Below are 23,724 nucleotides of genomic sequence, written 5' to 3'. Positions count from 1 at the left end.
TTACGAAATACCTAATACAACTGCAGGGTTACCTGCTTTCAATACCTGGCCATTTTTCAGTTCAATTACATATTTGCATCTCTGGGCAAATCCTATATCGTTTGTTGCCACAATCACTGTTGATTTTGTTCGTGTTAATAGATAATCTTTTACCTGCTGCTGCCCTATCTCACTGAGTGCTGTCCATGGTTCTTCCATTAGCAACAGCTGCGGGTCGTGGATCAATGAGCGTAGAAGCAACACTTTTTGGATAAAAGATTTACTCAATCTTTTTCCTGTAGGATCGAGCTTGGTTTCATAACCATCTGGTAATTCTAAAAATGTATGTTGAAAACCAAAGGCTGTAGCCAGTTCATTTATCTGGGAAAAAGAAAGGTCAGGATTGTCCATTGTAATATTCTCAAGCAGGGTGCCATCAAATATTTCCTGCTCCTGTAGAATGATACCTGTATTGCGACGGAGGCTTTTCAGGTCGTAGTTGTTGATGGGAATATTATCTAGCGAAATCGATCCTTTGAAATGGCTGTAGCTACCGGTAAGTAAGCGCAACAGGATGCTTTTACCTGCGCCTTCTTCTCCACGTATACATACAGTGGCACCACTTGGCACTACAAAAGAAATTTTATGAAGTACCTCAAGCTTTTGCTCGAAAGAGAACGATAGCTCAGAAACTTTCACCTCAGGACCAAATTCTTTACGGGCAAATATCAATGTTCCTGATTTCTCTTCCGGGCTGTCTAACAGCTTAGAAAGTTTAGTAATACTTGTAAGTGTATCGTAAACATTGTCGAGGCTGAAAATGAATTTCTCCACCGAATTCATGATCATGATGATCACAATTTCAGCTGCTACAAACTGTCCTAAGTTGATATAGTTATTGATGGCCAGGAACGCACCCACCAAAAGCATAGATGCTGTAATGAACACTTTAAAGACTATCAGTGCCCAATATTGTATCAACAGAACTTTGAAATGTTCTGTACGCGCATCCAGGTAACTGCTTACCAGCCTGTCACTTTTCTTAAGATGAAATGGGGTGCCTTTGCTGAATTTGAAGGTTTTTAGAGTTCTCGCCATTTCCTCAAGCCATGAGGCTACACCATATTTATACTCACTTTCCTCAAGGCTGGTGCGTAAGCCTCTTGCACTGGTTAATATCATAAGCAATACAAGTACGCCTAATAGCAGCAGGCCGAACACAATAAATATGGGACTATAAAAAGAAAGCAGAACTAATCCGAAGATGATCTGGATAGAAGCAACCGGCAGATCGAGAAATAGTTTGGTTAGTCCTTTCTGCAAGCTTACCGTATCAAAGAAACGGTTCACCAATTCGGGCAAGTAGTATTTATCTACACTTTGTATATCCAGCCGTGGAATGTGATGCGTATATTCTAAAGCAAAACGCGTGAAGATCTTTTGGTTTACACGTTCAATGATCTTCATCTGTGTAACCTGCAAACCGCCACTGATAGCTACACCTATTATCACCAAAACTATGAGTAACCATAAACTGGTACTGAAAGTATATGCTTGTATAAAATTTACAATTGCCTGTATACCCAATGGAAGCGTGAGCTGTAGCAAACCATAAATAAGCGCAAAAAAGTAAATAGCAGTAATCTCTTTCTTTTTAAGCCTGAGCACATCCAGTAGTCTACCCACAGGAATCCTCAATATGGGGTTCTTTTTTTCTTCTGCCATATTTATACAATGCAATGAACACCATGCCAATGGTGTACCTAACTATTTAATAATCAAAGAATGTTGCAGCGAAAATAGTCGGATTTAGGAGAATTGGTGTTAAGTTTAGGTGAAACCACCTGCACATTAATTGTTCTTAAGCGGCCTGAGCGAATACCCTTTTTTCCTTAATAATTCTACCACTCCCATAGGCCCGCCTAAGTGACCTGCCCCAACAGCAAAGAGTGTTGAATGTTTGGAAGCAATAGTATCAAATTGTTTAACCCAGTTCTTATTGCGGTCGTGAAGCAATACATCGGTATATGCAGCAGTACCTGCTTCTTCACGGGTGGTTAGCTCATACAGTTTATTAATATCCTGTTGCTTGTATATGCTGACCATTTCATCCATCAACTTCTTTTGCTGTGGAATGCTGTCAATGGCTTTCACCAGTTCTTTAGCTTGTTCTTCATAAGGTATTGCATGGAAGATGGATGCCTGGAAAGCCATTGTTTCCAAACCTTTGATCTCTTTATTCTGCCGTGATGCCTCCTCTACCAATACTAACTCCACCCCATTCTTCTTTTCGCAAGTGAGGAAAAGTTCGTACAGGCTTGATGCAAGCATTAGTGGATGCTGTTTCTCTAGTACCGCAAATGGCATTTGCGGCTGATGAAATTCGAAGAACGTCCGTACCCTATCGTATTCGCTGGCTGAAAGAACAGTAGTCAGCTCATCCTGGCTCTTATTAGTTAGCTCCAGTGCTGCTGATAAAAGTTCGCCTGCATTGTCAAGGTCTACTTCCAGGTATACATGCTTTACATATTCAATGATGGACTTGGTGCTCTCACTCAAACGTGCATCTTCAGCACACATCATGTGCATGGTTCCTAAAAAATAAGAAGGTTGTTTCAGGCCGTTACCGCTAACCTCCCATAACAAACTATCACCAACTGCTGTACTAATAGAAGGTTTCTGTTTGCAGGACAATAAGTACATAACTCCCAGCAGCGACAGTAGTACAGTTACAATGTTCATATATGATGTTTGTGTTCCGGTAAAAATAATTCTTACAGTTTTAAAAAACTGGCACGGTTTTATCGTTATTTAAAATGTTTTTTAAGGGTTTAGGGTTGAAAAGGAGGCTCAATTCTTTGAGCCTCTTCTCTTTTTATACCAGGTCCATCTTTCTGATACACTTCTCCTACTGAATTTCGTCTTCTTTAGCTTCAAAAACATCCTCTAAGGCTACGAATTATGCTTATCCTGCATACTTAGTTGCTCTTGTGGCTAAAACAGCTTCTAATTGCATATATCTTCCTGCAGCGGCTGTTGTGGAAGGATTTCTACTGCTTGAGGAATAGTAGAATTTTTACCCCGCACACATAAATCTTTGTAACAATATGGAAAGAACAGTCAAAGTTTTTTTCCATTTGTCTAAGGATTTTTTTTAAGTACTTGAATTGGAAAGCTTTCTTAGTATATCTCAAAATAGTTTAGCGCATGCATCGTAGTTTACTTACTGCTATCTTAATCTACTCAAATCAACCAATGATGAAACTATAGCTTACTATACTATTTATAGATTAGTTCAAAAAGTAAAGGCTATCTCTTTTGAGACAGCCTTAAAACAAGTTGTTGAATTATCTATTTTAAAATCTCGTTGGACAACCAAGCCTGTTCTTTCCGCGACCGCCATAACCACTGTTGTTGTCAAACCAGTTCATTCTAAAGCTTAGTCGTACCTGTCCAAAATAGTAACTGTCTTTATACGCTGGATTTCCACGTGCTGTTCCGCCAGCAGGATATGTTCTTGGATTATGTGTTAACTCGTCACCTCTAAAAGCAAATTGAGCTGATTTCGGTCCTACTTCATTTGTAAGTACATTCTCATCTGCATAACTGGTACTTACATCATCGAGGTAGTCAGTGAATAATTTTCTAAAGCTTAATTCGAAGGCAAGGTGAACATCATCAGATATTGCATACTTGGCACCTGCACCAAAAGGAATATTCATCTGAACCTTATTATATATTTTCCTGTCAGGATACTGGCTGGTCTCCTGTCCTTCAGTTCTAAGATGCTGGAGGTATACTTTGTTTCCGTTCTCGTCTTTGGTATAAGGACTAAACCTGAACACTCCTATCCCGGCAAAAACATAAGGAGTAAGTTTTCTTTCATAGGTACTAAAAATGTCATATTCACCCATCAGGCTCAGCTCCTGTATCAATGAAGTAAAATTCAGGTTGCGTGCCTGGTTGTTACTACTCAGTTTATCATCAGCGCCAACCTTAGCAAAGCTGTAATCACTGCGCAAAGCAAATTTTTCTGAAAGATTGAAAGTGGCCCCGGCAGCTACTACACCCTTAGCCTGGTTTAGTGTAAACTTTTTTGGTTGCAGGTCGCCATTGTAATTAGCGAATCCTCCTGAAAAATGAAAGCGTAATGGCTGCGAAAATGTAGTGCAGGTAGTTATTAAAAACAGACATGATAAGATGTACTTCATATACAATAGTAAAGGTTAAGAACTAGCAGCCATCGCTGTATTGGTGAAAGCACCAGCTGCATTTTTGCATATTGTTAGCAAAGAACTTGCCGAAGTTGATGTAGATGCTTTAGAACATAATATAGATATAGAAGAGCAATGCTATCTGTTATATATAGGAAGTGCTGCTGTAGGCTCTTTTAAATAATGTTGATAGGATGATTCAATGTTTTCTATGCATGTATTTCAAACATTAATTATAGCTATGCTGATATCTACTAATAGAAAAATTTGCATCACTTCAACCCCATTATTATTCACTTAAAACAATAAAAAAACCATCTGCAACATGCAAATGGTTTCACCAGGTCGGGATGACTGGATTCGAACCAGCGACCCCTTGCACCCCATACAAGTACGCTACCGGACTGCGCCACATCCCGAGGCTATAGCTGTTTTTAACAGGGTGGCAAATGTAAAGGCCTTTTTATAAAAAGCAACTATATTGCACCAAATTTTCCACCGACTGCATGAAGCTTTTACTGAAGCAAGTTACTATCTGCGATAAGCTTTCTCCCCACAACGGATCAACGAAAGATATATTGATAATAAATGGTAAGATCACATCTATTGAAGACTCTATTGATGCTGGTGATGCCGAAGTTATTGAAGAAAAAGACGTACTCGTTTCACCAGGTTGGGTCGATGTATTTGCACATTTCAATGACCCTGGAAATGAGTATAAAGAAACCATTGAAACAGGAATAGAAGCTGCCACTGCCGGTGGCTATACCAATGTATTTGTATTGCCTAATACCAACCCTGTGGTAGGCAATAAATCTTTAGTAGAATACATAGCACAAAAAGCAAAGCATGCTATAGTAAATGTGTTTCCGCTAGGTTCTATTACCAAGAATGCAGAAGGTAAAGAGTTGGCAGAAATGTATGACATGCGCAAAAGCGGGGCTATCGCATTTACTGATGGTACTAACCCTGTTCAAACGCCCGGTCTATTTCTTAAAGCACTGCAATATGTACGTGCTTTTGATGGTACGCTCATTCAACTTCCGATAGACCGCTCCATTGGCAAGCATGGCTTAATGAATGAAGGGATCACGAGCACACGCTTAGGATTACCGGGCTTACCCGCCATTGCAGAAGAACTCATCATCACCCGTGATATTGAACTAACAAAATATACAGGCAGCAAACTGCATATTACAGGTGTTTCTACAGCTAAAGGATTAGCCTTGATAGCCGGTGCAAAAGCTGCTGGCGTTAAAATAAGTTGTAGTGTTACTCCTTATCATCTCTTCTTTTGCGATGAAGACCTGGTAACCTATGACACGAACTTAAAGGTTGATCCTCCACTGCGTACAAGGCAGGATATGGTGGCACTTCGCGAAGGAGTTCTAAATGGCACCATTGATTGCATTAGCAGTCATCACCTGCCACAAGATTGGGATCATAAGGTGTGTGAGTTTGAATATGCACAGCCGGGAATAAATGCGCTGCAATCAACCTTTAATGTTATCAACCATACTTTCCCTGCGTTACCTGTAGATCGATTAATAGAAATATTAAGCACCAAAGCAAGGCAACTGTTCTCACTTCAGCAGAATGCTATTGATGTGAACAATGATGCTGATCTCACCATTTTTACCCGTAGCGGAGAAACGACTTTAACAACGGAAACAAATAAAAGCAGAAGCAATAACAACCCTTTTATCAACCTTTCTTTGAGAGGCGCGGTACTGGGTGTTATCAACAAAGAGAAAAAGTCTTTAAATATAAACCACCAAGCATGGAACCAAAAGTAACTACCCCCGTTGCAAAAGGATTGATCATTGCACTTGTGCTAATTGTGCTAAGCCTTGTTCTACATCTGTTAGGCGAAAGCATGAATAGAGCTTTAGGTTCTATACAATACCTGATAATTATTGCGGGCATTATCTGGGGCTGTATCAATTACGCAAACCAAATGAATAACAATGTAACGTTTGGGAACATATTTGCTCATGGCTTCAAGATTACAGCTGTAGTAACTGTGCTTATGGTTGTTTATACCGCTATTGCTGTAAAAGTTTTATTTCCTGAGATCGTTGATATTGCACTGGACGAAACAGTAAGGGAATTAGAAAAAAGAGAGATGAGTGATGAGCAGATAGAACAAACTGTAGAGATGACCAGGAAATTCTTTTTTCCTTTTGCAATTGCAGGTATCGTGTTCTTTTTCGTGGTAGTTGGATTGATCTCATCTTTAATTGGTGCAGGAGTTGCCAAAAAGAACCCACAGTCACCTTTTCAAAACGGCTAATTTTACAGGATGGATGTTTCAATAGTTGTTCCATTATTCAATGAAGACGAGTCGCTGCCCGAGCTGTGTGCTTGGGTAGAAAGGGTTGTTACAGCCAACAATCTCACTTACGAGATCATCCTGATAGATGACGGCAGCACCGATGATAGTTGGGATGTTATTGAGCGCCTGGTTATCACTAACAGTCACATCAGGGGAATAAAATTTCAACGTAACTATGGCAAGTCTGCAGCATTGAATGAAGGTTTTAAGGCTGCCCAAGGCGATGTAGTTATTACCATGGATGCTGACATGCAGGATTCACCTGATGAGATACCTGAACTGCGCCGTATGATAGTGGAAGATGGCTATGACCTGGTGAGCGGCTGGAAAAAGAAAAGGTATGATCCGCTTACAAAGACCATCCCCACCAAGTTCTTCAATGGTGTTACCCGCCGTACCAGTGGCATTCAGCTACACGATTTTAATTGCGGCCTGAAAGCATACAAGAAAAAAGTTATCAAGAGTATTGAAGTATATGGTGAAATGCATCGCTATATACCTGTAATAGCCAAATGGGCTGGCTTTAGAAAAATAGGTGAAAAAGTAGTGGAGCACAGGGCTCGAAAATATGGTACAACCAAGTTTGGCTGGGAACGTTTCATCAATGGCTTCCTGGATCTTGCTACTATCACTTTTGTAAGCAAGTTTGGAAAACGCCCCATGCACTTCTTTGGATTGTATGGTACATTATCCTTCCTCATTGGTACATTGATGATCATCTACCTGGTGATAGCGAAGATTGTTTCCACTGACTTCTCACTTACAAACCGCCCTTCATTTTATATAGCTATGACAACAATGATCATAGGTATGCAATTGTTTCTTGCTGGCTTTGTAGCCGAACTTGTTGGAAGAAATTCACCAGAGAGAAATAATTACCTGGTTGAAAAAAAGCTGGGCATATAACAGTAATTAATCTGCTTACTCTTCAAAAAAAGATCATTGGCTAAAGTTGTTATCATAGGTCCTGCACACCCGCTTCGCGGTGGTCTTGCTTCGTACAATGAAAGACTTGCAAGGCAATTCTTAGCCGAAGGCCATGATGCATCTATCTATACATTCTCGTTACAATATCCCGGGTTTCTCTTTCCCGGTACTACGCAGTATTCATCAGAACCTGCTCCTACTGATATCAACATCAAAGTCAGGATCAACTCTGTAAACCCGCTTAACTGGATCAAGGTAGGAAACCAGCTAAAGCGTGAACGACCAGATGTGATTGTTGTGAGGTATTGGCTTCCGTTTATGGGTCCTTGTTTAGGAACTATATTACGAATAGCAAAAAGCAACAAACACACAAAGGTGGTTTGCATAGCTGATAATATAAAGCCACACGAGAAGCGGCCGGGTGATGTTGCATTCACCAAATACTTTGTAAAGTCGGTTGATGCATTCATCACCATGAGTGAAAAAGTACTGGCTGATCTTAAAGCGTTTTCATTGAAGCCGGCAAAACATGTTGTGCATCCCTTGTACGATAATTTTGGTGAAGGTGTTGATAAGATAGAAGCACGCAAGAAGTTAAGCCTGCCTGAAGATGATAAGATCATTTTATTCTTTGGTTTCATCCGTCAGTACAAAGGGCTTGACCTGCTGCTACAAGCTATGGCCGATGCAGGAATAAGGTCATCTGGAATAAAACTGCTGGTAGCCGGTGAATTTTATGAAGACAGGAAACAGTATGATGAACAAATAGCACAATTAGGTATAGCAGCCAACCTGATCTTAAGAACAGATTTCATAGCAGACAGTGAAGTGCGGTATTATTTAAGCGCTGCTGATTTTGTTATTCAGCCTTACAGGAATGCCACGCAAAGTGGTGTTACACCACTCGCCTATCACTTTGAAAAACCTATGTTGGTAACCAATGTAGGCGCTCTTCCCGATATGGTTCCTGATGGAAAAGTTGGAGTGGTTTGTTCACCCGATCCTGCCTCTATTGCCACTCATATTCTCAAGCTGTACGAATTAGGTGAAAGTCATTTTTTACCCCATCTTCGCGCAGAAAAAAAGAAGTACAGCTGGAACAATATTACCTCGGCTATCTTCAGTTTAGCAGGCAAATAATCTTTTCACATGATCTACAGAAGCAGGGCGCCATTACGTATTGGATTGGCAGGTGGTGGTACGGACGTAAGCCCTTATAGTGACATGTATGGCGGGGCAATCCTGAATGCAACAATCTCTTTGTATGCACATGCAAGCATAGAACCCATTGATGAAAATGCTATCATCATCCAGGCTGCAGACCGGCAGGAAGAGCAGCGGTTTGAATGGAATAATGAACTGCCGATAAATGGTAAACTTGATCTTGCGAAAGGCGTGTACAACCGCATTCAAAAAGATTATGGGCTGCCGCTTTCTGGCTTCAGGCTTTCTACTTTTGTAGATGCACCTGCAGGTAGTGGTTTGGGAACTTCATCTACTTTGGTAGTGGCCATCATAGGTGCTTTTGCCGAAATGTTGCGCCTGCCACTTGGTGAATATGACATTGCACATTATGCCTATGAAATTGAAAGGAATGACCTGCAACTGGCGGGCGGAAAGCAAGATCAATATGCAGCTACTTTTGGTGGGGTAAACTTTATGGAATTTTATGAAGGCGATAAAGTGATTGTAAACCCGCTTCGCATAAAGCAGCAATACCTGAATGAACTGGAGAATAATCTTATTCTATATTTTACTTCTACCAGCCGCGAAAGTGCAACCATTATACAGGAACAGGTAAAGAACGTGAACCAGAAGAACGAAAAGAGTATTGAAGCCATGCACCAATTGAAGGAGCAGGCCCGCATGATGAAAGAAGCGCTATTGAAAGGCAGACTTCATGAGATTGGCGAGATACTGGATTTTGGTTTTGCGCAAAAGCGCCAGATGGCCAACAACATCAGCAATAGCAGTATTGAAGAATTATACAATGCTGCCAAAGGCGCAGGCGCTACTGGTGGCAAAATTAGTGGTGCAGGAGGTGGCGGTTTTATGACATTTTATTGTCCAGATAACTGCAGGTATAATGTGGCCAGGGCACTAAAGGAATTCGGAGGAGAAATAAAAAATTACCAGTTCACGCAGTCTGGATTGAACACGTGGACAGCGTAGGAGGTGGAGGTGCAAGGTTTAAGGTTTGAAGTTTAAGGTTTGAAGTTGATGGTTAAGCTAGAGAATCGAGAACAAACATCTTTTTTAATTTCCCATTTACACCTTCCTTTACCCTTCCAATTTTTGACTTTTGACTTTTGACTTTTGACTTTTGATTTATCACTTATGAATAACATAAAAGAATTAATAGCAGCATCTATAGCAGTAAAACAACAGGTACTGGAAAATGAGGAACTGCAGGCTGCTGTTCAAACATCTGTAGATGCTATCACTACAGCTTTCAGAAATGGAAATAAGGTTTTGTTTTGCGGTAATGGTGGCAGCGCTGCCGACGCTCAACATTTAGCAGCAGAATTTTCAGGTAGATTTTATAAAGACAGGCCAGCCTTACCGGCAGAAGCTTTGCATTGCAATACATCATATTTAACAGCAGTAGCCAACGACTACAGCTACGATGTTATTTATGCACGTTTGATAGAAGGAACCGGGAATCCGGGTGATGTGCTATTAGGCTTTAGCACTTCAGGTAATTCGGCCAACATAGTAAAAGCATTTGAAGCAGCCAGGGCAAAAGGAATGACTACGATTGGCTTTACCGGTAGTACCGGCGGAATAATGAAAGCTTATAGTCATGTTCTATTGAACGTTCCTTCCAATGATACACCACGTATACAGGAATGCCATATTTTGCTTGGGCACATCATCTGCCAACTGGTTGAGGAAAATCTTTTTAATTAAGTACTGGCTCAAACTACATAACCAATAAATGGCTGAAACAGAAGCAATCATATTAGCAGGTGGGTTAGGAACCAGATTAAGATCTGCCGTACCTGATCTTCCTAAATGTATGGCGCCTGTTAATGGTGAACCATTTCTGAAATATGTATTGGACTACTTGCTATCGCAGGAGATAGAACATTACATTTTTGCCTTAGGTTATAAACACGAAGCCATAGAAGCATATATACAGAAGGCCTATCCACGGCTGATGTATAAAGTTTCACTGGAAGAAGAGCCATTAGGAACAGGTGGTGCCATTTTACAAGCCATGAAAATGGTAAAAGGCAAACATGCACTTGTTACCAATGGAGACACACTTTTTAAAGGAGATGTACATTACCTGCTGGGTTACCACAAATTGAGTGGATCAGAGTGTAGCCTGGCGCTAAAACCAATGAACAACTTCGACAGGTATGGAGTAGTAGAAACGGACAAGGATAACAGGATCATCAATTTTAAGGAGAAACAGTACTACGAGCAAGGCAACATCAACGCTGGTATGTATGCACTGCACAAAAAGAAATTTTTACAAGAAGATCTTCCAAAGAAGTTCTCTTTTGAAAAAGATTACCTGGAAGCACTATACCACCAGCGCCGGATGTACGGCATTGTTCAACATGAATATTTCATAGACATAGGTATACCGGAAGATTACGAACGAGCACAACACGAACTACAGCAATGACAGACATATTAAAAAGTATAGAGAAAGATTGGACATTGTTCATTGACCGTGATGGAGTTATCAACCACGAAAAAAAGGAAGATTACATACTCAACTGGAGCGAGTTCAGGTTTTATGATGGAGTTACTGAAGCCATGCAAATTTTATCTTCTACTTTCCCTACCATCATAATGGTAACCAACCAGCGAGGTATAGGCAAAGGGCTGATGACAGAAGATGACCTTCATACCATCCATTCAGAAATGGCAAGCACCATTACCAACGCATCCGGAAGAATAGACAAAATCTATTTCTGTTCAGCTTTGGATAATGAATGTTTTGAGCGCAAGCCGAATCCTGGCATGGCACATCTTGCCAAAAAAGATTTCCCTCATATTGATTTCTCAAAAAGCATCATGATTGGAAACAAGCTCAGCGATATGCAGTTTGGACGGAACGCCGGCATGTATACGATTTATGTAGACACTACGAATCCGGAGGTTCCATCACCGCATCCTTCCATTGATCTGCGGTATCCAAACCTATATGAAGCAGCAAAGGCCATTCAGGCGGCATTAACAGAATCATAAAAACCCACTGCTGCTGTTTCTTCACTTATTATTCTGAATTGCCCGATTTACATTCGTACACTTAAAGAAAGAACATGCGCATATTTATATTGTTGGCTATTACGGCTTTCACTATCTCTTTTTCTTCATCTGCACAGCTGCCACAGGCAAGCTTCAAGGAGCTGAAGAAAATGGAAGACAGCATGAAGCTACACTCCCGCAATATGATCTGGGATGCCGATGCATCACGTCGTTTCAATGCTGACAGTATATTCATCAGGTCGTTGGTAAGGTCGCTGCGTGTTCCGCATTCATTCCACTACCCTTTTGACTCGCTGATCACTGTTTCTAAACTTTACCCTGCTGATAGCAGCTTCCGTATTTTCTCGTGGCAATTCAATAAAGACGACAACTACTTCCGCCAGCGTGGTGCTATTCAAATGCGTACAGCTGATGGTTCGCTAAAGTTGTTTCCATTGCTTGACATGAGCGAGTTCACCAACAAACCTGAGGATTCTGTTCGTAGTGCGAGAAACTGGATTGGTGCTATCTATTATGGCATTGTGATGAAGACACACAACAACAAGAATTACTACACCCTTCTTGGCTTTGATGATAACAACTTACGCAGCACCAAAAAGTGGGTGGAAGTTTTAACCTTCAATGATAAGGGAGAGCCTGTATTTGGAGGACCATATTTCAATGTTCCTGCACAGTATGAAAAAGAAGCTTTGGCTAAAGAACGTTTCGTGCTGGAATATAAAAAAGATGGTCGTGCACGTATGAACTACGACAGCGAAATGGACCTGATAATTTTCGATCACCTTATTAGTGAGACCAACGAAAACGACAAGAAATACACTTTCATACCTGATGGTGATTACCAGGGTTTCAAGTGGAACAACGGAAAGTGGGAATATGTAGATAAGGTGTTCGATTTTAAACTGAAAGATGGTGAAGCACCGATGCCTGCACCCTTAAAAGATGATAAGGGTAACAGCAACGAACAATGGCTGATGCAACAATCGGAAACGAACCAGCAAAAAGGAAAAACAAAACCTGTACAACAGCCGGCAAAGAAAGCACCTCCTAAAAAGGAAGTAAACAGGAGAAGCCAGGATATTGAAGAATATTAATAATCCTTGAATAACTATTTCAGAAGACCTGCCTTGCGCAGGTCTTCTTCTTTTATATTGTAAATAAGAATTACATGCCGCACCAGGCTATCAGGCTCAAGCTTTTGGTACCATGGATAAACAGGCTTATCACGAAGATCATGGTCTAACACCTCTCCCATTAACAGCGCATATTTTCCTACTGCGGGCACAGGAGAAGCAGGTAGTAAAGATGGATCAGCTTTTTGTAAGGCCGTTAAGGCAGAGTCTGCTTGCCCATAATCGATGCTGGAGTCATATATCTTTTTGTACACCTTTTTTTTATCAGCAACAAACTCATTGGTGTACGGAATAAGATCAGGATAATAAGAAGCAACAGAAACAAACGTAAACAGCACTGAAACTACAACCAGTATCCTTACGGGTTTTAGTAAAAAAGTAAACCTGTAAAACACATACCCTATTCCTACAAACAGCAGCGGGTATACCAACAACAAGTGCCTGATGCCTATCTGGAACTTATTGAAGAAACTAAGAATAATCAGGTAGTATAGGATTGGTACGATGAGAAACTGGTATTGCTTTCGGAAGCTTTGCCAGTTGAAATACTTCACCAACAAAACGCTGCTAATTAGAATGATTACCATTGTGCCAATAGGCATTTTAAAAAATAACAGGACCAGGTAGTAATACCAGAAGCCGCCATTGCTCTTATACTCGCCTAACAGGTAAACACCCTTATAACTGCTGGCTTCCAATCCTCCGCCTAACTCCGCCTGCCGCTGCAGCATATCTATGGACTGTACATAACTTCCCGGTACAGGTACCGGTAACCAATGCAGAATGGCTAGCTGCTGTTGTATGCTTTGGAAGCTATTGCTCACAAAATGGTAGGAGCCAAAAGATTTAAATGTTCCAGTAAAATAGAAGGCAATATTGATAACAAACAAGACAATGACAGTAAATAAAACTGATTGCAAAATGCCATTCTTGAGGCTCAGCTTTACGTCAGTTTTTACATAAAAAAAGAACAACAGTAACGGCAGCAGCCCTACCAGGAACAACATGTTTTGTTTTGTCACCAATGCAATGCCTGTAAAAAGTGCACTTGATAAAAAATGAAGTTTTGATTTTGTCAACAGGTACTGCCGCACGTGATACAGCAGCGCTACAAGGAAAGCACCGCAGGCAAGGTCGGTAGTGATGAGCGTACTATATGCTAAGTACAGTGGATCGAAAAGCAGCATGAGAAGTGGCAGCACCCATCCTTTTACGCCATACAATTCCCTGCACCACAGGTACACATACAAGGCTGCTAAAAACGAAAACAAGATCATCATATACCGGCCAGATTCCTGGTCGCTTCTGCCATAATCGTTTAGCTGGTAGTTTGGATTGATGAACTGCTTAACAATGCGCGGTAGCCAGCTGATGGCAGTTACCGGCGATTTACTATCATCTAGGTTATGTATCCTTTCCGGTTTTCCATGCAGCCACCGCTTTGAATACTCTATATAGCTAGGCTCATCAAAGGTTATGTTCTGCTTGGAGATATAGTAAAATGAAGCAAGCGTATGTAACAGCAAAAAGGCCAACAGTAACAACCGTTGACCTTTGAAGTATTTTATGCTGAAGTTATAATTAACCATAGTAGAATTTGAACCACGAAGGCACAAAGGCCGCTAAGTGACACTAAGGCTAACACGTGTCTTAGTGGTTCAAAAAGTAGTCGAATATAGAAACTACAGCTGAAGTGAGTGACACAACGATGTAGAATAGCGAAAAGATGCTCGTAACTCCAAATTCTGAACCACTAGCAGATAAACTTCTCTAAGACTTCGTGCTTCTTTGTGTACTTCGTGTCTTGGTGGTTCAGCTTTCTTAATCCAGTTTCAACACCGCCAGAAATGCCTCCTGTGGTACCTCTACGTTTCCGATTTGCTTCATGCGCTTCTTACCTTCTTTCTGCTTTTCCAATAGTTTACGCTTACGGCTGATGTCACCACCATAACACTTCGCGGTCACATCCTTACGCATAGCGCTGATGTTTTCACGGGCAACAATCTTAGCACCAATAGCAGCTTGAATAGCTATCTGGAACTGTTGTTTCGGCACCAGGTCCTTCAGCTTTTCGCAAAGCTTGCGGCCAAAGTCGTGTGAGCGGCTGCGGTGGATCAGTGCACTCAGAGCATCCACTTTATCACCGTTCAGAAGAATATCCATTTTCACGATGTCGCTTTCGCGATAGCCAATCGGGTGGTAATCGAAAGAAGCATATCCACGTGTCTGGCTCTTCAGCTTATCGTAGAAGTCGAATACGATCTCTGTCAGTGGCATTTCGAAGATTAGTTCTACACGCGTTGGCGTCAGGTAACTTTGATTTATCAATATTCCACGCTTACCCAAACAAAGCGTCATAATGTTACCAATATAGTCGCTCATCGTTACGATATGCGCACGAATGAACGGCTCCTCGATCATATCGAGCTTGGTAGGATCCGGCATTTCTGTCGGGTTGTTTACCACTATTTTTTCACCCTTAGATGTATGCGCAATGAAGCTAACGTTTGGTACTGTGGTAATAACCGTTTGATTAAACTCACGCTCCAATCGCTCCTGTATGATCTCCATGTGCAGCATTCCAAGGAAACCGCATCGGAAACCAAAACCAAGTGCCTGTGAAGTTTCTAATTCAAAAGTGAGGGAAGCATCGTTCAACTGTAGCTTGTCCATACAGTCGCGCAATTCTTCAAATGCATCTGTTTCTACAGGGAAGATACCGGCGAATACCATTGGCTTCACTTCCTCAAAACCCTTGATCATTTCAGCAGGGTTGTTAGCAAGCGTTACTGTATCACCCACCTTCACCTCTTTGGCTACTTTAATACCGGTGATCACATAACCCACATCACCTGCACGAACCTCGTCTTTAGGTGTCATGGTCAGTTTCAGTACGCCCACCTCATCGGCAAAATAATCCTGGCCAGTGCTGGCAAAACGGATCTTATCTCCTTTCTTCAGCACACCATTCATGATCCTGTAGTAGATGATGATACCGCGGAAGCTATTGAATACGCTATCGAATATTAGTGCCTGCAATGGTGCTTCAGTATCACCTTTTGGAGCTGGTATACGTTCTATGATTGCATCTAATATTTCCTGGATACCAATTCCACTTTTACCGCTGGCAAGTAAAATATCTTCTTTCTTACAACCAATAAGATCGATTATCTGGTCTTGGGTTACTTCTATGTTAGCACCTTCCATATCAATCTTATTGATCACCGGGATGATCTCAAGATCGTTTTCAATGGCTAGGTATAAATTGGAAATAGTTTGAGCCTGGATACCCTGCGATGCATCCACCAATAGCAAAGCGCCTTCGCAGGCTGCCAGTGCACGGCTTACCTCGTAGCTAAAATCCACGTGGCCGGGAGTATCGATCAGGTTAAGAATGTAAGTCTGTCCGTGGCGGGGATAGCTGATCTGGATAGCATGGCTCTTGATCGTGATTCCTTTTTCACGTTCAAGGTCCATATCGTCGAGCACCTGCGCCTGCATGTCGCGGTCGCTGATGGTTTTTGTAAACTCTAGAAGCCTGTCGGCCAATGTGCTTTTACCGTGGTCGATGTGGGCAATAATGCAGAAATTCCTGATATTCTTCATACGGCGGCAAAAATAACGATGTGGCATCACATTACCTTGATACGTAGCAGGTATTGTAGAAAGGTGGAAAAGAATTAACGAACAATGAAGTTGCCCATAATTGAGCACTCCTTTTGGCTCTACCTCCATTATGATTTTGATGGGCCACAAATAGTCTTGAGGCATATAAAAACCTCAACAAAAGATGGTGTAACAGCTACCTTTTGAAAAGAACTGGTGGTGGAGGTACAGCATCTAAAGAAATTGCATCATAAATTACTTACCATTCATTATCAGTAGGTATAGATTTTATAATAATCAGTAAAAAAGAACATGAGCCAGGCATTTGTAAGAGAAAGTGATGAGCAATGGCTGCACGATGTGCAACCAACCGTTAATGCATTGATGGTATACCTGACCCGCGAAAACAACGGGATCAGGGTTTATGAGCAGAAACAATATGTGGATGAAAAAACAGGTAAAGAAGTTTACCAGATGAGCAACGGGATGAAATACAGCAAAGACAAAGATGGAAGATGGGAAATGGTTGATTAGAATGCCAGCTTCTTTCCTAGTCCTGCCTTAGTTCAAAAAAACTTGCAGCTACCCCGGCTACTTCTGTCTCAACAGAAAAAAGGCTTCCACTTAGCGGGTACTTCTCCAGGTCTTCTTTATCCATACCGTCTGTTGCAGTCGTAATGAAGAGCGTTTTAAGATCCGGTCCGCCAAATGCACAAGAAGTAGTTTTAGGCGCCGGCACTTCCACTTTTTGCAGCATCTCACCAGAGATGGGATCAAACCTGCATATAGCTCCACCTCCATACAAGGCAACCCACAATTTATCTTCGGCATCTATGGTCATTCCATCAGGCAAACCTGAATCACCTGGAATGGTTACTACTACTTTTTTGTTGCTGATGTTACCGGAGGTGATGTCGTAATCAAACATCACCACCTCTTTGGTAGGTGTATCAATGAAAAACATTTTCCTCCCATCACTTGACCAGGTAATTCCATTAGAAATAGATAATCCTTCAAGTTTAGAATGAACAGAAAGATCATGATCAAGCATATACAGTTTCGCAACACCGGGTTTGGTTTCAAGATGCATGGTTCCAACCCAAAACCTACCCGCCGGGTCACACTTACCATCGTTGAACCTGATATTGCCATCCTGTATCGGATCATTAAAGAACTTCAATTCACCAGTTGTAGTATCCATGAAATGAAGACCTTTTTGTAATGCTACAAGTGCACCGCCACCAGTTACAGGTACCACCGTACCTATCTTAGAATTTGTAGAAAAACTTTTGTTTTCCTTGGTCGCGGGATCATATATGTGTAACAGGCATTTTTCTATATCTACCCAATACACCTTTTTTTCTGAAAGATGCCATAAAGCACCCTCACCCAGGACAGCGCCCGCATTATATTCTACTTCAACCTGGTAGTTCATCTATAAAATTTAGACAGAGGTGCATAAATAGCATACCATCTTCTACAGCACAATGTGGTAAAAGAACAAGATTCTTCCTTAGCAACGGTTGTGCATTATTAGAAAGTACGAGTATTAATTATGACTAATTCATCAATAAATAATAGCTTGTTTGATGAAAGCTGTTATCAGATAAATCTTTTTACCTGCTTCTTAAAATGCTTTTTTACTGAACAGAAGGAATATTTATTTTATGTGAACCCTTCATAGTAAATATTGTTATTATCTGGTACAACATGATGCTTAAAATTATTTAACACAAAAAGTTTTTGCTTACGTTCGTGTGCTAACTTTGCACCGATTTTAAAACTAAAGTTGCTTTATGACATTCAAGCAAATGTTCACTTCTTCTATCGGGAAGAAGTTTGTAATGGCTCTCACAGGTATTTCTCTTATTCTATTCCTGATTGTACACGTTGGCTTGAATGCCACTATTTGGGCAAATGATGGCGGACGCATGTTTAATGCCGGTGCTAACTTCATGGGATCTATGTTAGTGATAAGATTGATGGAGATCGGTTTGTTTGCCGGTATCATCCTTCATATCATCCAGGGTTACCTGCTTACTGTAGAAAACAATAGCAGGAGAAAAGTTGGTTATGCTGTAGACTATGGTAACCGCGGTAGCAAATGGTACAGCCGTAGCATGGGATTACTAGGTACGCTGATCCTGTTGTTTTTGATAATGCACATCTGGCACTTCTGGGTACCTTCTCGCCTAGGTGGTATAGGTGGTGTAGAAGAGCTGCAGGTTATACATTACGAATCAGCTCTAGGTTCAGAATACCATAACCTGTATGCTAAAATGGTCGAGGTATTTCAAAGTCCAGTCGTAGTAATACTTTATGTTCTTGGTTGTATTTCTCTTGCCTATCATTTAATGCATGGTTTTGAAAGTGCTTTCAGAACAATAGGTATTCATAACAATCGGTACTTGATTATGCTTCGTATGTTAGGTCGTGGCTTCTCAATAGTTGTATGTGCAGCCTTTGCCATGATGCCTATAAGCATGTACCTGGGTTGGGTAAAATAAGTACTTGTCTGAACATTCAGCAATTTGTGATTTTGAATATGAGGAGATGCTTGCTGAATAAAGATCAAAATGTACAAGTGAGTGACACAACGATGTTGATGGAAGAGAAAATGATGGCTACCAAAATCTATTAGCACATTTTCGAATTTTCAAATTCTCAAATTGAAAGAAATGTTAGATGCAAAAATTCCTGCAGGACCTTTAGAAAGTAAATGGACGGATTACAAAGGTCATTGCAAGTTGGTTAACCCTGCCAACAAACGTAAGCTGGAAATAATAGTAATCGGAACAGGGCTTGCGGGTGCTTCTGCAGCTGCATCATTGGGTGAGTTAGGTTATAAAGTAAAAGCATTCTCTTTTCACGATAGCCCGCGCAGGGCGCACAGTATTGCTGCACAAGGTGGTATCAATGCTGCAAAAAATTACCAGAACGACGGTGACAGTGTATTCCGTTTGTTTTATGACACCATTAAAGGTGGTGACTACCGTGCAAGAGAGGCCAATGTTCACCGCCTTGCTGAAGTAAGCGGAAACATCATTGACCAATGCGTGGCACAAGGTGTTCCTTTTGCACGTGAATATGGCGGATTGCTAAGCAACCGTTCGTTTGGTGGTACGCAAGTACAACGTACTTTTTATGCTGCAGGCCAAACTGGTCAGCAGTTGTTGATAGGTGCTTACCAATCGTTGGAAAGGCAGGTAGCACTGGGAAATGTGAAGATGTACAACCGCCACGAAATGCTGGAGGTAGTATTGGTAGATGGTAAAGCACGTGGTATAATAGCACGTAACCTAATTACAGGTAAACTTGAAAGACATAGTGGCCACGCTGTACTTATCTGCAGTGGTGGTTATGGAAACGTATTTTACCTTTCTACAAATGCAATGGGTAGCAATGTAACAGCTGCCTGGAAAGCGCATAAAAAAGGAGCCTTCTTTGGTAATCCTTGTATGACGCAGATACACCCTACTTGTATACCCGTAAGTGGTGAGCACCAGAGTAAGCTTACGCTAATGAGTGAGAGCTTGCGTAATGATGGTCGTATCTGGGTTCCTAAAAAACAAAATGATACACGTAAGGCCAGCGAAATACCAGAAGACGAAAGAGATTATTACCTGGAAAGAAGGTATCCTGCTTTTGGTAACCTGGTACCACGTGACGTAGCTTCAAGGGCAGCTAAAGAAAGATGTGACGCAGGTTTCGGTGTTGGTACATCGCGCCAGGCGGTTTATCTTGATTATGCTGCGGCTATCGAGCGGTATGGCCGAATAGAAGCAGGTAAAAAGAATATGGCAAATGCGGATCTCAATGCCATCATCGCCATGGGTAAAGAGGTTGTGAAAGAGAAATATGGTAACCTGTTTGACATGTATGAAAAGATAACAGGTGAGAACCCATATGAAATGCCGATGCGTATTTATCCTGCTGTTCACTATACCATGGGTGGATTGTGGGTGGATTATGAACTGATGACCACTGTACCGGGTTTGTACGCATTGGGTGAAGCTAACTTCAGCGATCATGGTGCTAACCGTTTGGGTGCATCAGCACTTATGCAAGGTTTAGCCGATGGGTATTTTGTCATTCCGTATACCATAGGTAATTACCTGGCTGATGAAATACGCAATGCTGCTGTACCTGTTGATCATCCTGCTTTTGTAGCGGCTGAGAAAGATGTAGATGACCGCATCAAAAGGCTTATGAGCATTAAAGGAACGCAGACTGTTGAAAGCTTCCACAAGCGCCTTGGAAAGATAATGTGGGATAAATGTGGTATGGCGCGTAATGCAGAAGGACTTTTACAAGCTATAAAAGAAATACAGCAACTACGTGAAGAGTTCTGGAGAGATGTAAAAATCCCTGGCGAGATCAACGAGTTCAATCCTGAGTTGGATAAAGCAAACCGTGTAGCCGATTTCATAGAACTAGGCGAACTGATGTGTATGGATGCTTTGAACAGGAATGAAAGCTGTGGTGGTCACTTCCGCGAGGAATTCCAAACTGAAGAAGGTGAAGCACTGCGTGACGATGCTAACTATATGTATGTAGCAGCATGGGAACATGCAGGAGATACCTGGAAACTTCACAAAGAGGATCTGGTGTATGATGTTGTGAAGCCTTCTCAACGTTCTTATAAATAAAATTTTAAAATCGGGTATAGACAAACTGCACTGGTTTACCATTAAGATCAAATCTCCAGTTGTCACTTATCAAATTGCCGAATTAGCATGGAACATTACAATATGAACCTGACGCTCAAAATCTGGCGTCAAAAGAATATCAATTCAAAAGGAGCTTTTGAAACTTACCAGGTGAAAGACATATCTACTGAAATGTCTTTTCTTGAGATGATTGATGTTTTGAACGAACAGCTGATCGTTGAAGGCAAAGAACCTATTGCTTTTGACCACGATTGCCGCGAAGGGATTTGTGGCTCGTGCTCAATGTATATTAATGGTAAACCGCATGGTCCTTGGCAGGCTACTACTGTTTGCCAGCTACACATGCGTGCTTTTAAAAATGGTGAGACCATCGTGGTAGAACCATGGAGAGCAAATGCATTCCCGGTTGTAAAAGACCTGGTGGTAGACCGCTCAGCTTTTGATCGCATTGTACAGGCTGGTGGATATATCAGTGTCAACACTGGTAATGCTGTGGATGGTAATGCTATCCCGGTTGAAAAAGAGAATGCTGATAAATCGTTTGCTGCTGCAGCTTGCATTAGCTGTGGTGCTTGTGTAGCGGCATGTAAAAATGCTTCGGCTATGCTATTCGTTTCGGCTAAAGTTTCTCACCTGGCCCTGTTGCCACAAGGCGCACCAGAGAAGAAAACACGTGTACTAAACATGGTTGCTCAAATGGACAAAGAAGGCTTTGGAGCTTGTACCAACATTGGTGCTTGCGAAGCAGCTTGTCCAAAAGAGATCAGGTTAACTAACATTGCAAGGATGAATGCGGAATATCTTTCTGCTGGACTTAGCTACGACAAAGACAATTAATCTTGAACTTCTTTATATCAAATGCCATCCCTCACCGGATGGCTTTTTTATGTCCTGGATTTTTAGCAGAAGGAAAGAGCTTTTTAAGTACAAAAAAAGCCTGGCAATTGCCAGGCTTACGTTCTTTATATATATGTGCTATTATAAGCTATTGATATACACTTCCACGTTTGTATAACCAGTGCTCAGGTTATACCGTCTTGCATCAGATGCATCGTTAGGATTGAGGCCTTTGCTTATTTCCCATGCATCCGGCATACCATCTTTATCAGTATCTACAGGTGGTGTAGCTGAAGCATGGTTAAGAAAACCTCCAACGGTTACTTGTGAGTCAATGATACCAGATTTTCTTCCACCCACACGGCTATCATAAGCACCACCATATGTTACGGTTCCTGTTCTTACTTCATTTATAATGCGAGCATCAATAGCATCACGAACTGGTTTGTTAGCTCCCACTTTTGCCAGTACAGAATCATAAGCTTCTACAGCAGGTTGTGTACTAACGGGCGCAAAAGTAAATGGTGAATTCATTCTTGCAGCCGCTACCTGTGCAGCAGTTGCAGTATTATCTCTTTGTACACCCAGCGTCCAGTTATCAGCTGACACATTCGCATTTCCGTGTACATGGTTTCCATCTACATAGAATTTACCACCGTATAAAGTATCCGGACGAACATTTCTATCTACATAATAACCTGTGTACTGCAGTATACGATATTGAACAGCTCCTGAAGAAGTAGCCGGACCTGGACGGTAGTAGTTGTTTACAATGTTGGTATTTCCACCTTCACCACCATATATGGAATTGAAGCCCCAGTTAAAGATCACATTGTTTCTAAAATCAACTATCTCCAGTGCTGGTTGGTTAGAGTACCTGCTGCCATTGATGCGAGGATTACGATTACTATGATGCGCCAGTAGATTGTGATGGAAAGTAGCTCCTTGTCCACCCCAAATTCCACCATATCCATGGTCGCCTTTGCTATGAACAGAGCGGTACAAACTTTCGCTGAAGATTGACCACTGAATGGTTAGGTTCTTAATATCATAAAAGCTTCCTATCTCATCTACTCCCCAACTAAGCGAACAATGGTCAACGATGATATTTTGCCTGTTTCTACCGGTAAGCGCATCATCCTCTACCCTATTTTCATCACCCAACCTGAACCGCAAGTAACGGATGATGATATTATCGGCGCTGATGTTAACGGTATAGTTGGTAATGGTAATTCCTTCTCCAGGAGCAGTCTGACCAGCAATGGTAAGATCGCCATTACGAATAGTAAGAGGAGATTCTAGTTTGATACGACCTGCTACTTTGAACACAACGATCCTTGGTCCTGATGCAGTAATTGCCGCACGTAAAGTGCCGGGCCCATTATCAGCAAGGCTGGTAACTTCTATAACACTGCCACCTCTTCCGCCGGTGGTGTTTCTTCCAAAACCTTCGGCACCAGGAAAAGCATAAGCCGTTTCATTAACCGGGTTGAAAGTAGTACCTGTGTTACCGCCGCCACCACCTGTGCCGCTAGTGATATCTTTTTTACTACATGCTGTAGTGAACAGCGCCAGCAAGGCGATCAATAAAATGTTTCCTCTTGTCATAGTTCGTATTAGCATTCATTAAAAAAATCAGCGGATGTGCTTAGGAGGATTTGCAAAGCATAGATGCGGGTGTTGCATCTCAACTAGTTATGCGCAGGAAAAGGTGTACCTGGCAAAGCAAACAATCATCATTAAGCATAACAAGTTTACGAATTGTAACTGCGTCTTTGGCTGATTAACAATTGTTT

21 protein-coding genes and 1 tRNA gene are annotated in these 23,724 nt (G+C 41.5%); 14 read left to right on the top strand and 8 right to left on the bottom strand.

Annotation, left to right across the window (positions count from 1 at the left end; genetic code table 11):
* The 3 genes from J4N22_RS08485 to J4N22_RS08475 all read right to left on the bottom strand — a co-directional run bounded on the left by J4N22_RS08485 (position 1) and on the right by J4N22_RS08475 (position 4,190).
* A complete protein-coding gene (locus J4N22_RS08485) occupies positions 1-1,704 on the bottom strand; it encodes a peptidase domain-containing ABC transporter (protein WP_207493495.1) in 1,704 nt (567 codons plus the stop codon).
* A 126-nt stretch (positions 1,705-1,830) separates the two neighbouring features.
* Positions 1,831-2,721: a TraB/GumN family protein gene (locus J4N22_RS08480; RefSeq protein ID WP_207493494.1), complete on the bottom strand. Its 891-nt coding sequence runs from the start codon at positions 2,719-2,721 to the stop codon at positions 1,831-1,833.
* Positions 2,722-3,335: 614 nt separating this feature from the next.
* A complete protein-coding gene (locus J4N22_RS08475; RefSeq protein ID WP_207493493.1) occupies positions 3,336-4,190 on the bottom strand; it encodes a DUF6089 family protein in 855 nt (284 codons plus the stop codon).
* 43 nt (positions 4,191-4,233) lie between these two features.
* On the opposite strand from J4N22_RS08475, the gene J4N22_RS08470 reads away from it, so the two are divergent.
* Complete coding sequence (locus J4N22_RS08470) at positions 4,234-4,377, top strand: hypothetical protein (protein WP_207493492.1); 144 nt, start codon at positions 4,234-4,236, stop codon at positions 4,375-4,377.
* Between the two features lie 161 nt (positions 4,378-4,538).
* Here J4N22_RS08470 and J4N22_RS08465 read toward each other — a convergent pair.
* A tRNA-Pro gene (locus J4N22_RS08465) sits at positions 4,539-4,612 on the bottom strand.
* Between the two features lie 87 nt (positions 4,613-4,699).
* Here J4N22_RS08465 and J4N22_RS08460 point away from each other — a divergent pair.
* The 9 genes from J4N22_RS08460 to J4N22_RS08420 all read left to right on the top strand — a co-directional run bounded on the left by J4N22_RS08460 (position 4,700) and on the right by J4N22_RS08420 (position 12,776).
* The gene (locus J4N22_RS08460; RefSeq protein WP_207493491.1) at positions 4,700-5,989 is read left to right on the top strand and encodes a dihydroorotase; all 1,290 of its coding nucleotides are present in this window, start codon (positions 4,700-4,702) and stop codon (positions 5,987-5,989) included.
* A complete protein-coding gene (locus J4N22_RS08455) occupies positions 5,974-6,486 on the top strand; it encodes a DUF4199 domain-containing protein (protein WP_207493490.1) in 513 nt (170 codons plus the stop codon). Before J4N22_RS08460 ends, J4N22_RS08455 begins: the two co-directional genes overlap by 16 nt.
* 9 nt (positions 6,487-6,495) lie before the next feature.
* The gene (locus tag J4N22_RS08450) at positions 6,496-7,434 is read left to right on the top strand and encodes a glycosyltransferase family 2 protein (RefSeq protein WP_207493489.1); all 939 of its coding nucleotides are present in this window, start codon (positions 6,496-6,498) and stop codon (positions 7,432-7,434) included.
* A 36-nt stretch (positions 7,435-7,470) separates the two neighbouring features.
* Complete coding sequence (locus J4N22_RS08445) at positions 7,471-8,595, top strand: glycosyltransferase (protein ID WP_207493488.1); 1,125 nt, start codon at positions 7,471-7,473, stop codon at positions 8,593-8,595.
* 9 nt (positions 8,596-8,604) lie between these two features.
* A complete protein-coding gene (locus J4N22_RS08440) occupies positions 8,605-9,627 on the top strand; it encodes a GHMP family kinase ATP-binding protein (RefSeq protein WP_207493487.1) in 1,023 nt (340 codons plus the stop codon).
* Positions 9,628-9,792: 165 nt separating this feature from the next.
* Complete coding sequence (locus tag J4N22_RS08435) at positions 9,793-10,365, top strand: D-sedoheptulose-7-phosphate isomerase (protein ID WP_207493486.1); 573 nt, start codon at positions 9,793-9,795, stop codon at positions 10,363-10,365.
* Between the two features lie 28 nt (positions 10,366-10,393).
* Positions 10,394-11,092: a nucleotidyltransferase family protein gene (locus J4N22_RS08430; RefSeq protein WP_207493485.1), complete on the top strand. Its 699-nt coding sequence runs from the start codon at positions 10,394-10,396 to the stop codon at positions 11,090-11,092.
* Positions 11,089-11,661: a D-glycero-alpha-D-manno-heptose-1,7-bisphosphate 7-phosphatase gene (locus J4N22_RS08425; RefSeq protein ID WP_207493484.1), complete on the top strand. Its 573-nt coding sequence runs from the start codon at positions 11,089-11,091 to the stop codon at positions 11,659-11,661. Before J4N22_RS08430 ends, J4N22_RS08425 begins: the two co-directional genes overlap by 4 nt.
* Before the next feature lie 74 nt (positions 11,662-11,735).
* Positions 11,736-12,776 carry a hypothetical protein gene (locus tag J4N22_RS08420; RefSeq protein WP_207493483.1) on the top strand — a complete coding sequence of 347 codons (1,041 nt, stop codon included), beginning with the start codon at positions 11,736-11,738 and terminating at the stop codon, positions 12,774-12,776.
* A 14-nt stretch (positions 12,777-12,790) separates the two neighbouring features.
* Here J4N22_RS08420 and J4N22_RS08415 read toward each other — a convergent pair whose 3' ends face one another.
* Together J4N22_RS08415 and lepA are read right to left on the bottom strand one after the other, a co-directional pair.
* Positions 12,791-14,404, bottom strand: coding sequence for an ArnT family glycosyltransferase (locus J4N22_RS08415; protein WP_207493482.1), 1,614 nt, complete (start codon positions 14,402-14,404; stop codon positions 12,791-12,793).
* A gap of 232 nt (positions 14,405-14,636) precedes the next feature.
* The gene (lepA, locus tag J4N22_RS08410) at positions 14,637-16,421 is read right to left on the bottom strand and encodes a translation elongation factor 4 (protein WP_207493481.1); all 1,785 of its coding nucleotides are present in this window, start codon (positions 16,419-16,421) and stop codon (positions 14,637-14,639) included.
* 312 nt (positions 16,422-16,733) lie between these two features.
* Here lepA and J4N22_RS08405 point away from each other — a divergent pair, with 312 nt between their 5' ends.
* Complete coding sequence (locus tag J4N22_RS08405; protein WP_207493480.1) at positions 16,734-16,955, top strand: hypothetical protein; 222 nt, start codon at positions 16,734-16,736, stop codon at positions 16,953-16,955.
* Between the two features lie 16 nt (positions 16,956-16,971).
* Here the strand turns inward: J4N22_RS08405 and J4N22_RS08400 are convergent, their stop codons facing one another.
* A complete protein-coding gene (locus J4N22_RS08400) occupies positions 16,972-17,856 on the bottom strand; it encodes an SMP-30/gluconolactonase/LRE family protein (protein WP_207493479.1) in 885 nt (294 codons plus the stop codon).
* 361 nt (positions 17,857-18,217) lie between these two features.
* Here J4N22_RS08400 and J4N22_RS08395 point away from each other — a divergent pair, with 361 nt between their 5' ends.
* The 3 genes from J4N22_RS08395 to J4N22_RS08385 all read left to right on the top strand — a co-directional run bounded on the left by J4N22_RS08395 (position 18,218) and on the right by J4N22_RS08385 (position 21,928).
* Positions 18,218-18,928 carry a succinate dehydrogenase cytochrome b subunit gene (locus J4N22_RS08395; RefSeq protein WP_207493478.1) on the top strand — a complete coding sequence of 237 codons (711 nt, stop codon included), beginning with the start codon at positions 18,218-18,220 and terminating at the stop codon, positions 18,926-18,928.
* A gap of 171 nt (positions 18,929-19,099) precedes the next feature.
* Positions 19,100-21,070 carry a fumarate reductase/succinate dehydrogenase flavoprotein subunit gene (locus tag J4N22_RS08390; protein ID WP_207493477.1) on the top strand — a complete coding sequence of 657 codons (1,971 nt, stop codon included), beginning with the start codon at positions 19,100-19,102 and terminating at the stop codon, positions 21,068-21,070.
* Positions 21,071-21,157: 87 nt separating this feature from the next.
* Complete coding sequence (locus tag J4N22_RS08385) at positions 21,158-21,928, top strand: succinate dehydrogenase/fumarate reductase iron-sulfur subunit (protein ID WP_242692097.1); 771 nt, start codon at positions 21,158-21,160, stop codon at positions 21,926-21,928.
* A 141-nt stretch (positions 21,929-22,069) separates the two neighbouring features.
* Here J4N22_RS08385 and J4N22_RS08380 read toward each other — a convergent pair whose 3' ends face one another.
* Positions 22,070-23,536 carry a pectate lyase gene (locus tag J4N22_RS08380; RefSeq protein ID WP_207493476.1) on the bottom strand — a complete coding sequence of 489 codons (1,467 nt, stop codon included), beginning with the start codon at positions 23,534-23,536 and terminating at the stop codon, positions 22,070-22,072.
* Between the last annotated feature and the right edge of the window lie 188 nt (positions 23,537-23,724).

Source organism: Aridibaculum aurantiacum (genome assembly GCF_017355875.1).
Classification (GTDB): domain Bacteria; phylum Bacteroidota; class Bacteroidia; order Chitinophagales; family Chitinophagaceae; genus Segetibacter; species Segetibacter aurantiacus.
The sequence above is the reverse complement of the archived record's forward strand: the minus strand, read 5'-3'. Positions and strand labels throughout refer to the sequence as shown.

What these genes read in the sequence shown, in the direction of transcription:
- J4N22_RS08485 (WP_207493495.1), bottom strand. Translation starts at nt 1,704, where the DNA reads ATGGCAGAAGAAAAAAAGAACCCCATATTGAGGATTCCTGTGGGTAGA.
- J4N22_RS08480 (WP_207493494.1), bottom strand. Translation starts at nt 2,721, where the DNA reads ATGAACATTGTAACTGTACTACTGTCGCTGCTGGGAGTTATGTACTTA.
- J4N22_RS08475 (WP_207493493.1), bottom strand. Translation starts at nt 4,190, where the DNA reads ATGAAGTACATCTTATCATGTCTGTTTTTAATAACTACCTGCACTACA.
- J4N22_RS08460 (WP_207493491.1), top strand. Translation starts at nt 4,700, where the DNA reads ATGAAGCTTTTACTGAAGCAAGTTACTATCTGCGATAAGCTTTCTCCC.
- J4N22_RS08455 (WP_207493490.1), top strand. Translation starts at nt 5,974, where the DNA reads ATGGAACCAAAAGTAACTACCCCCGTTGCAAAAGGATTGATCATTGCA.
- J4N22_RS08450 (WP_207493489.1), top strand. Translation starts at nt 6,496, where the DNA reads ATGGATGTTTCAATAGTTGTTCCATTATTCAATGAAGACGAGTCGCTG.
- J4N22_RS08440 (WP_207493487.1), top strand. Translation starts at nt 8,605, where the DNA reads ATGATCTACAGAAGCAGGGCGCCATTACGTATTGGATTGGCAGGTGGT.
- J4N22_RS08435 (WP_207493486.1), top strand. Translation starts at nt 9,793, where the DNA reads ATGAATAACATAAAAGAATTAATAGCAGCATCTATAGCAGTAAAACAA.
- J4N22_RS08430 (WP_207493485.1), top strand. Translation starts at nt 10,394, where the DNA reads ATGGCTGAAACAGAAGCAATCATATTAGCAGGTGGGTTAGGAACCAGA.
- J4N22_RS08425 (WP_207493484.1), top strand. Translation starts at nt 11,089, where the DNA reads ATGACAGACATATTAAAAAGTATAGAGAAAGATTGGACATTGTTCATT.
- J4N22_RS08420 (WP_207493483.1), top strand. Translation starts at nt 11,736, where the DNA reads ATGCGCATATTTATATTGTTGGCTATTACGGCTTTCACTATCTCTTTT.
- J4N22_RS08415 (WP_207493482.1), bottom strand. Translation starts at nt 14,404, where the DNA reads ATGGTTAATTATAACTTCAGCATAAAATACTTCAAAGGTCAACGGTTG.
- lepA (WP_207493481.1), bottom strand. Translation starts at nt 16,421, where the DNA reads ATGAAGAATATCAGGAATTTCTGCATTATTGCCCACATCGACCACGGT.
- J4N22_RS08405 (WP_207493480.1), top strand. Translation starts at nt 16,734, where the DNA reads ATGAGCCAGGCATTTGTAAGAGAAAGTGATGAGCAATGGCTGCACGAT.
- J4N22_RS08400 (WP_207493479.1), bottom strand. Translation starts at nt 17,856, where the DNA reads ATGAACTACCAGGTTGAAGTAGAATATAATGCGGGCGCTGTCCTGGGT.
- J4N22_RS08395 (WP_207493478.1), top strand. Translation starts at nt 18,218, where the DNA reads ATGACATTCAAGCAAATGTTCACTTCTTCTATCGGGAAGAAGTTTGTA.
- J4N22_RS08390 (WP_207493477.1), top strand. Translation starts at nt 19,100, where the DNA reads ATGTTAGATGCAAAAATTCCTGCAGGACCTTTAGAAAGTAAATGGACG.
- J4N22_RS08385 (WP_242692097.1), top strand. Translation starts at nt 21,158, where the DNA reads ATGGAACATTACAATATGAACCTGACGCTCAAAATCTGGCGTCAAAAG.
- J4N22_RS08380 (WP_207493476.1), bottom strand. Translation starts at nt 23,536, where the DNA reads ATGACAAGAGGAAACATTTTATTGATCGCCTTGCTGGCGCTGTTCACT.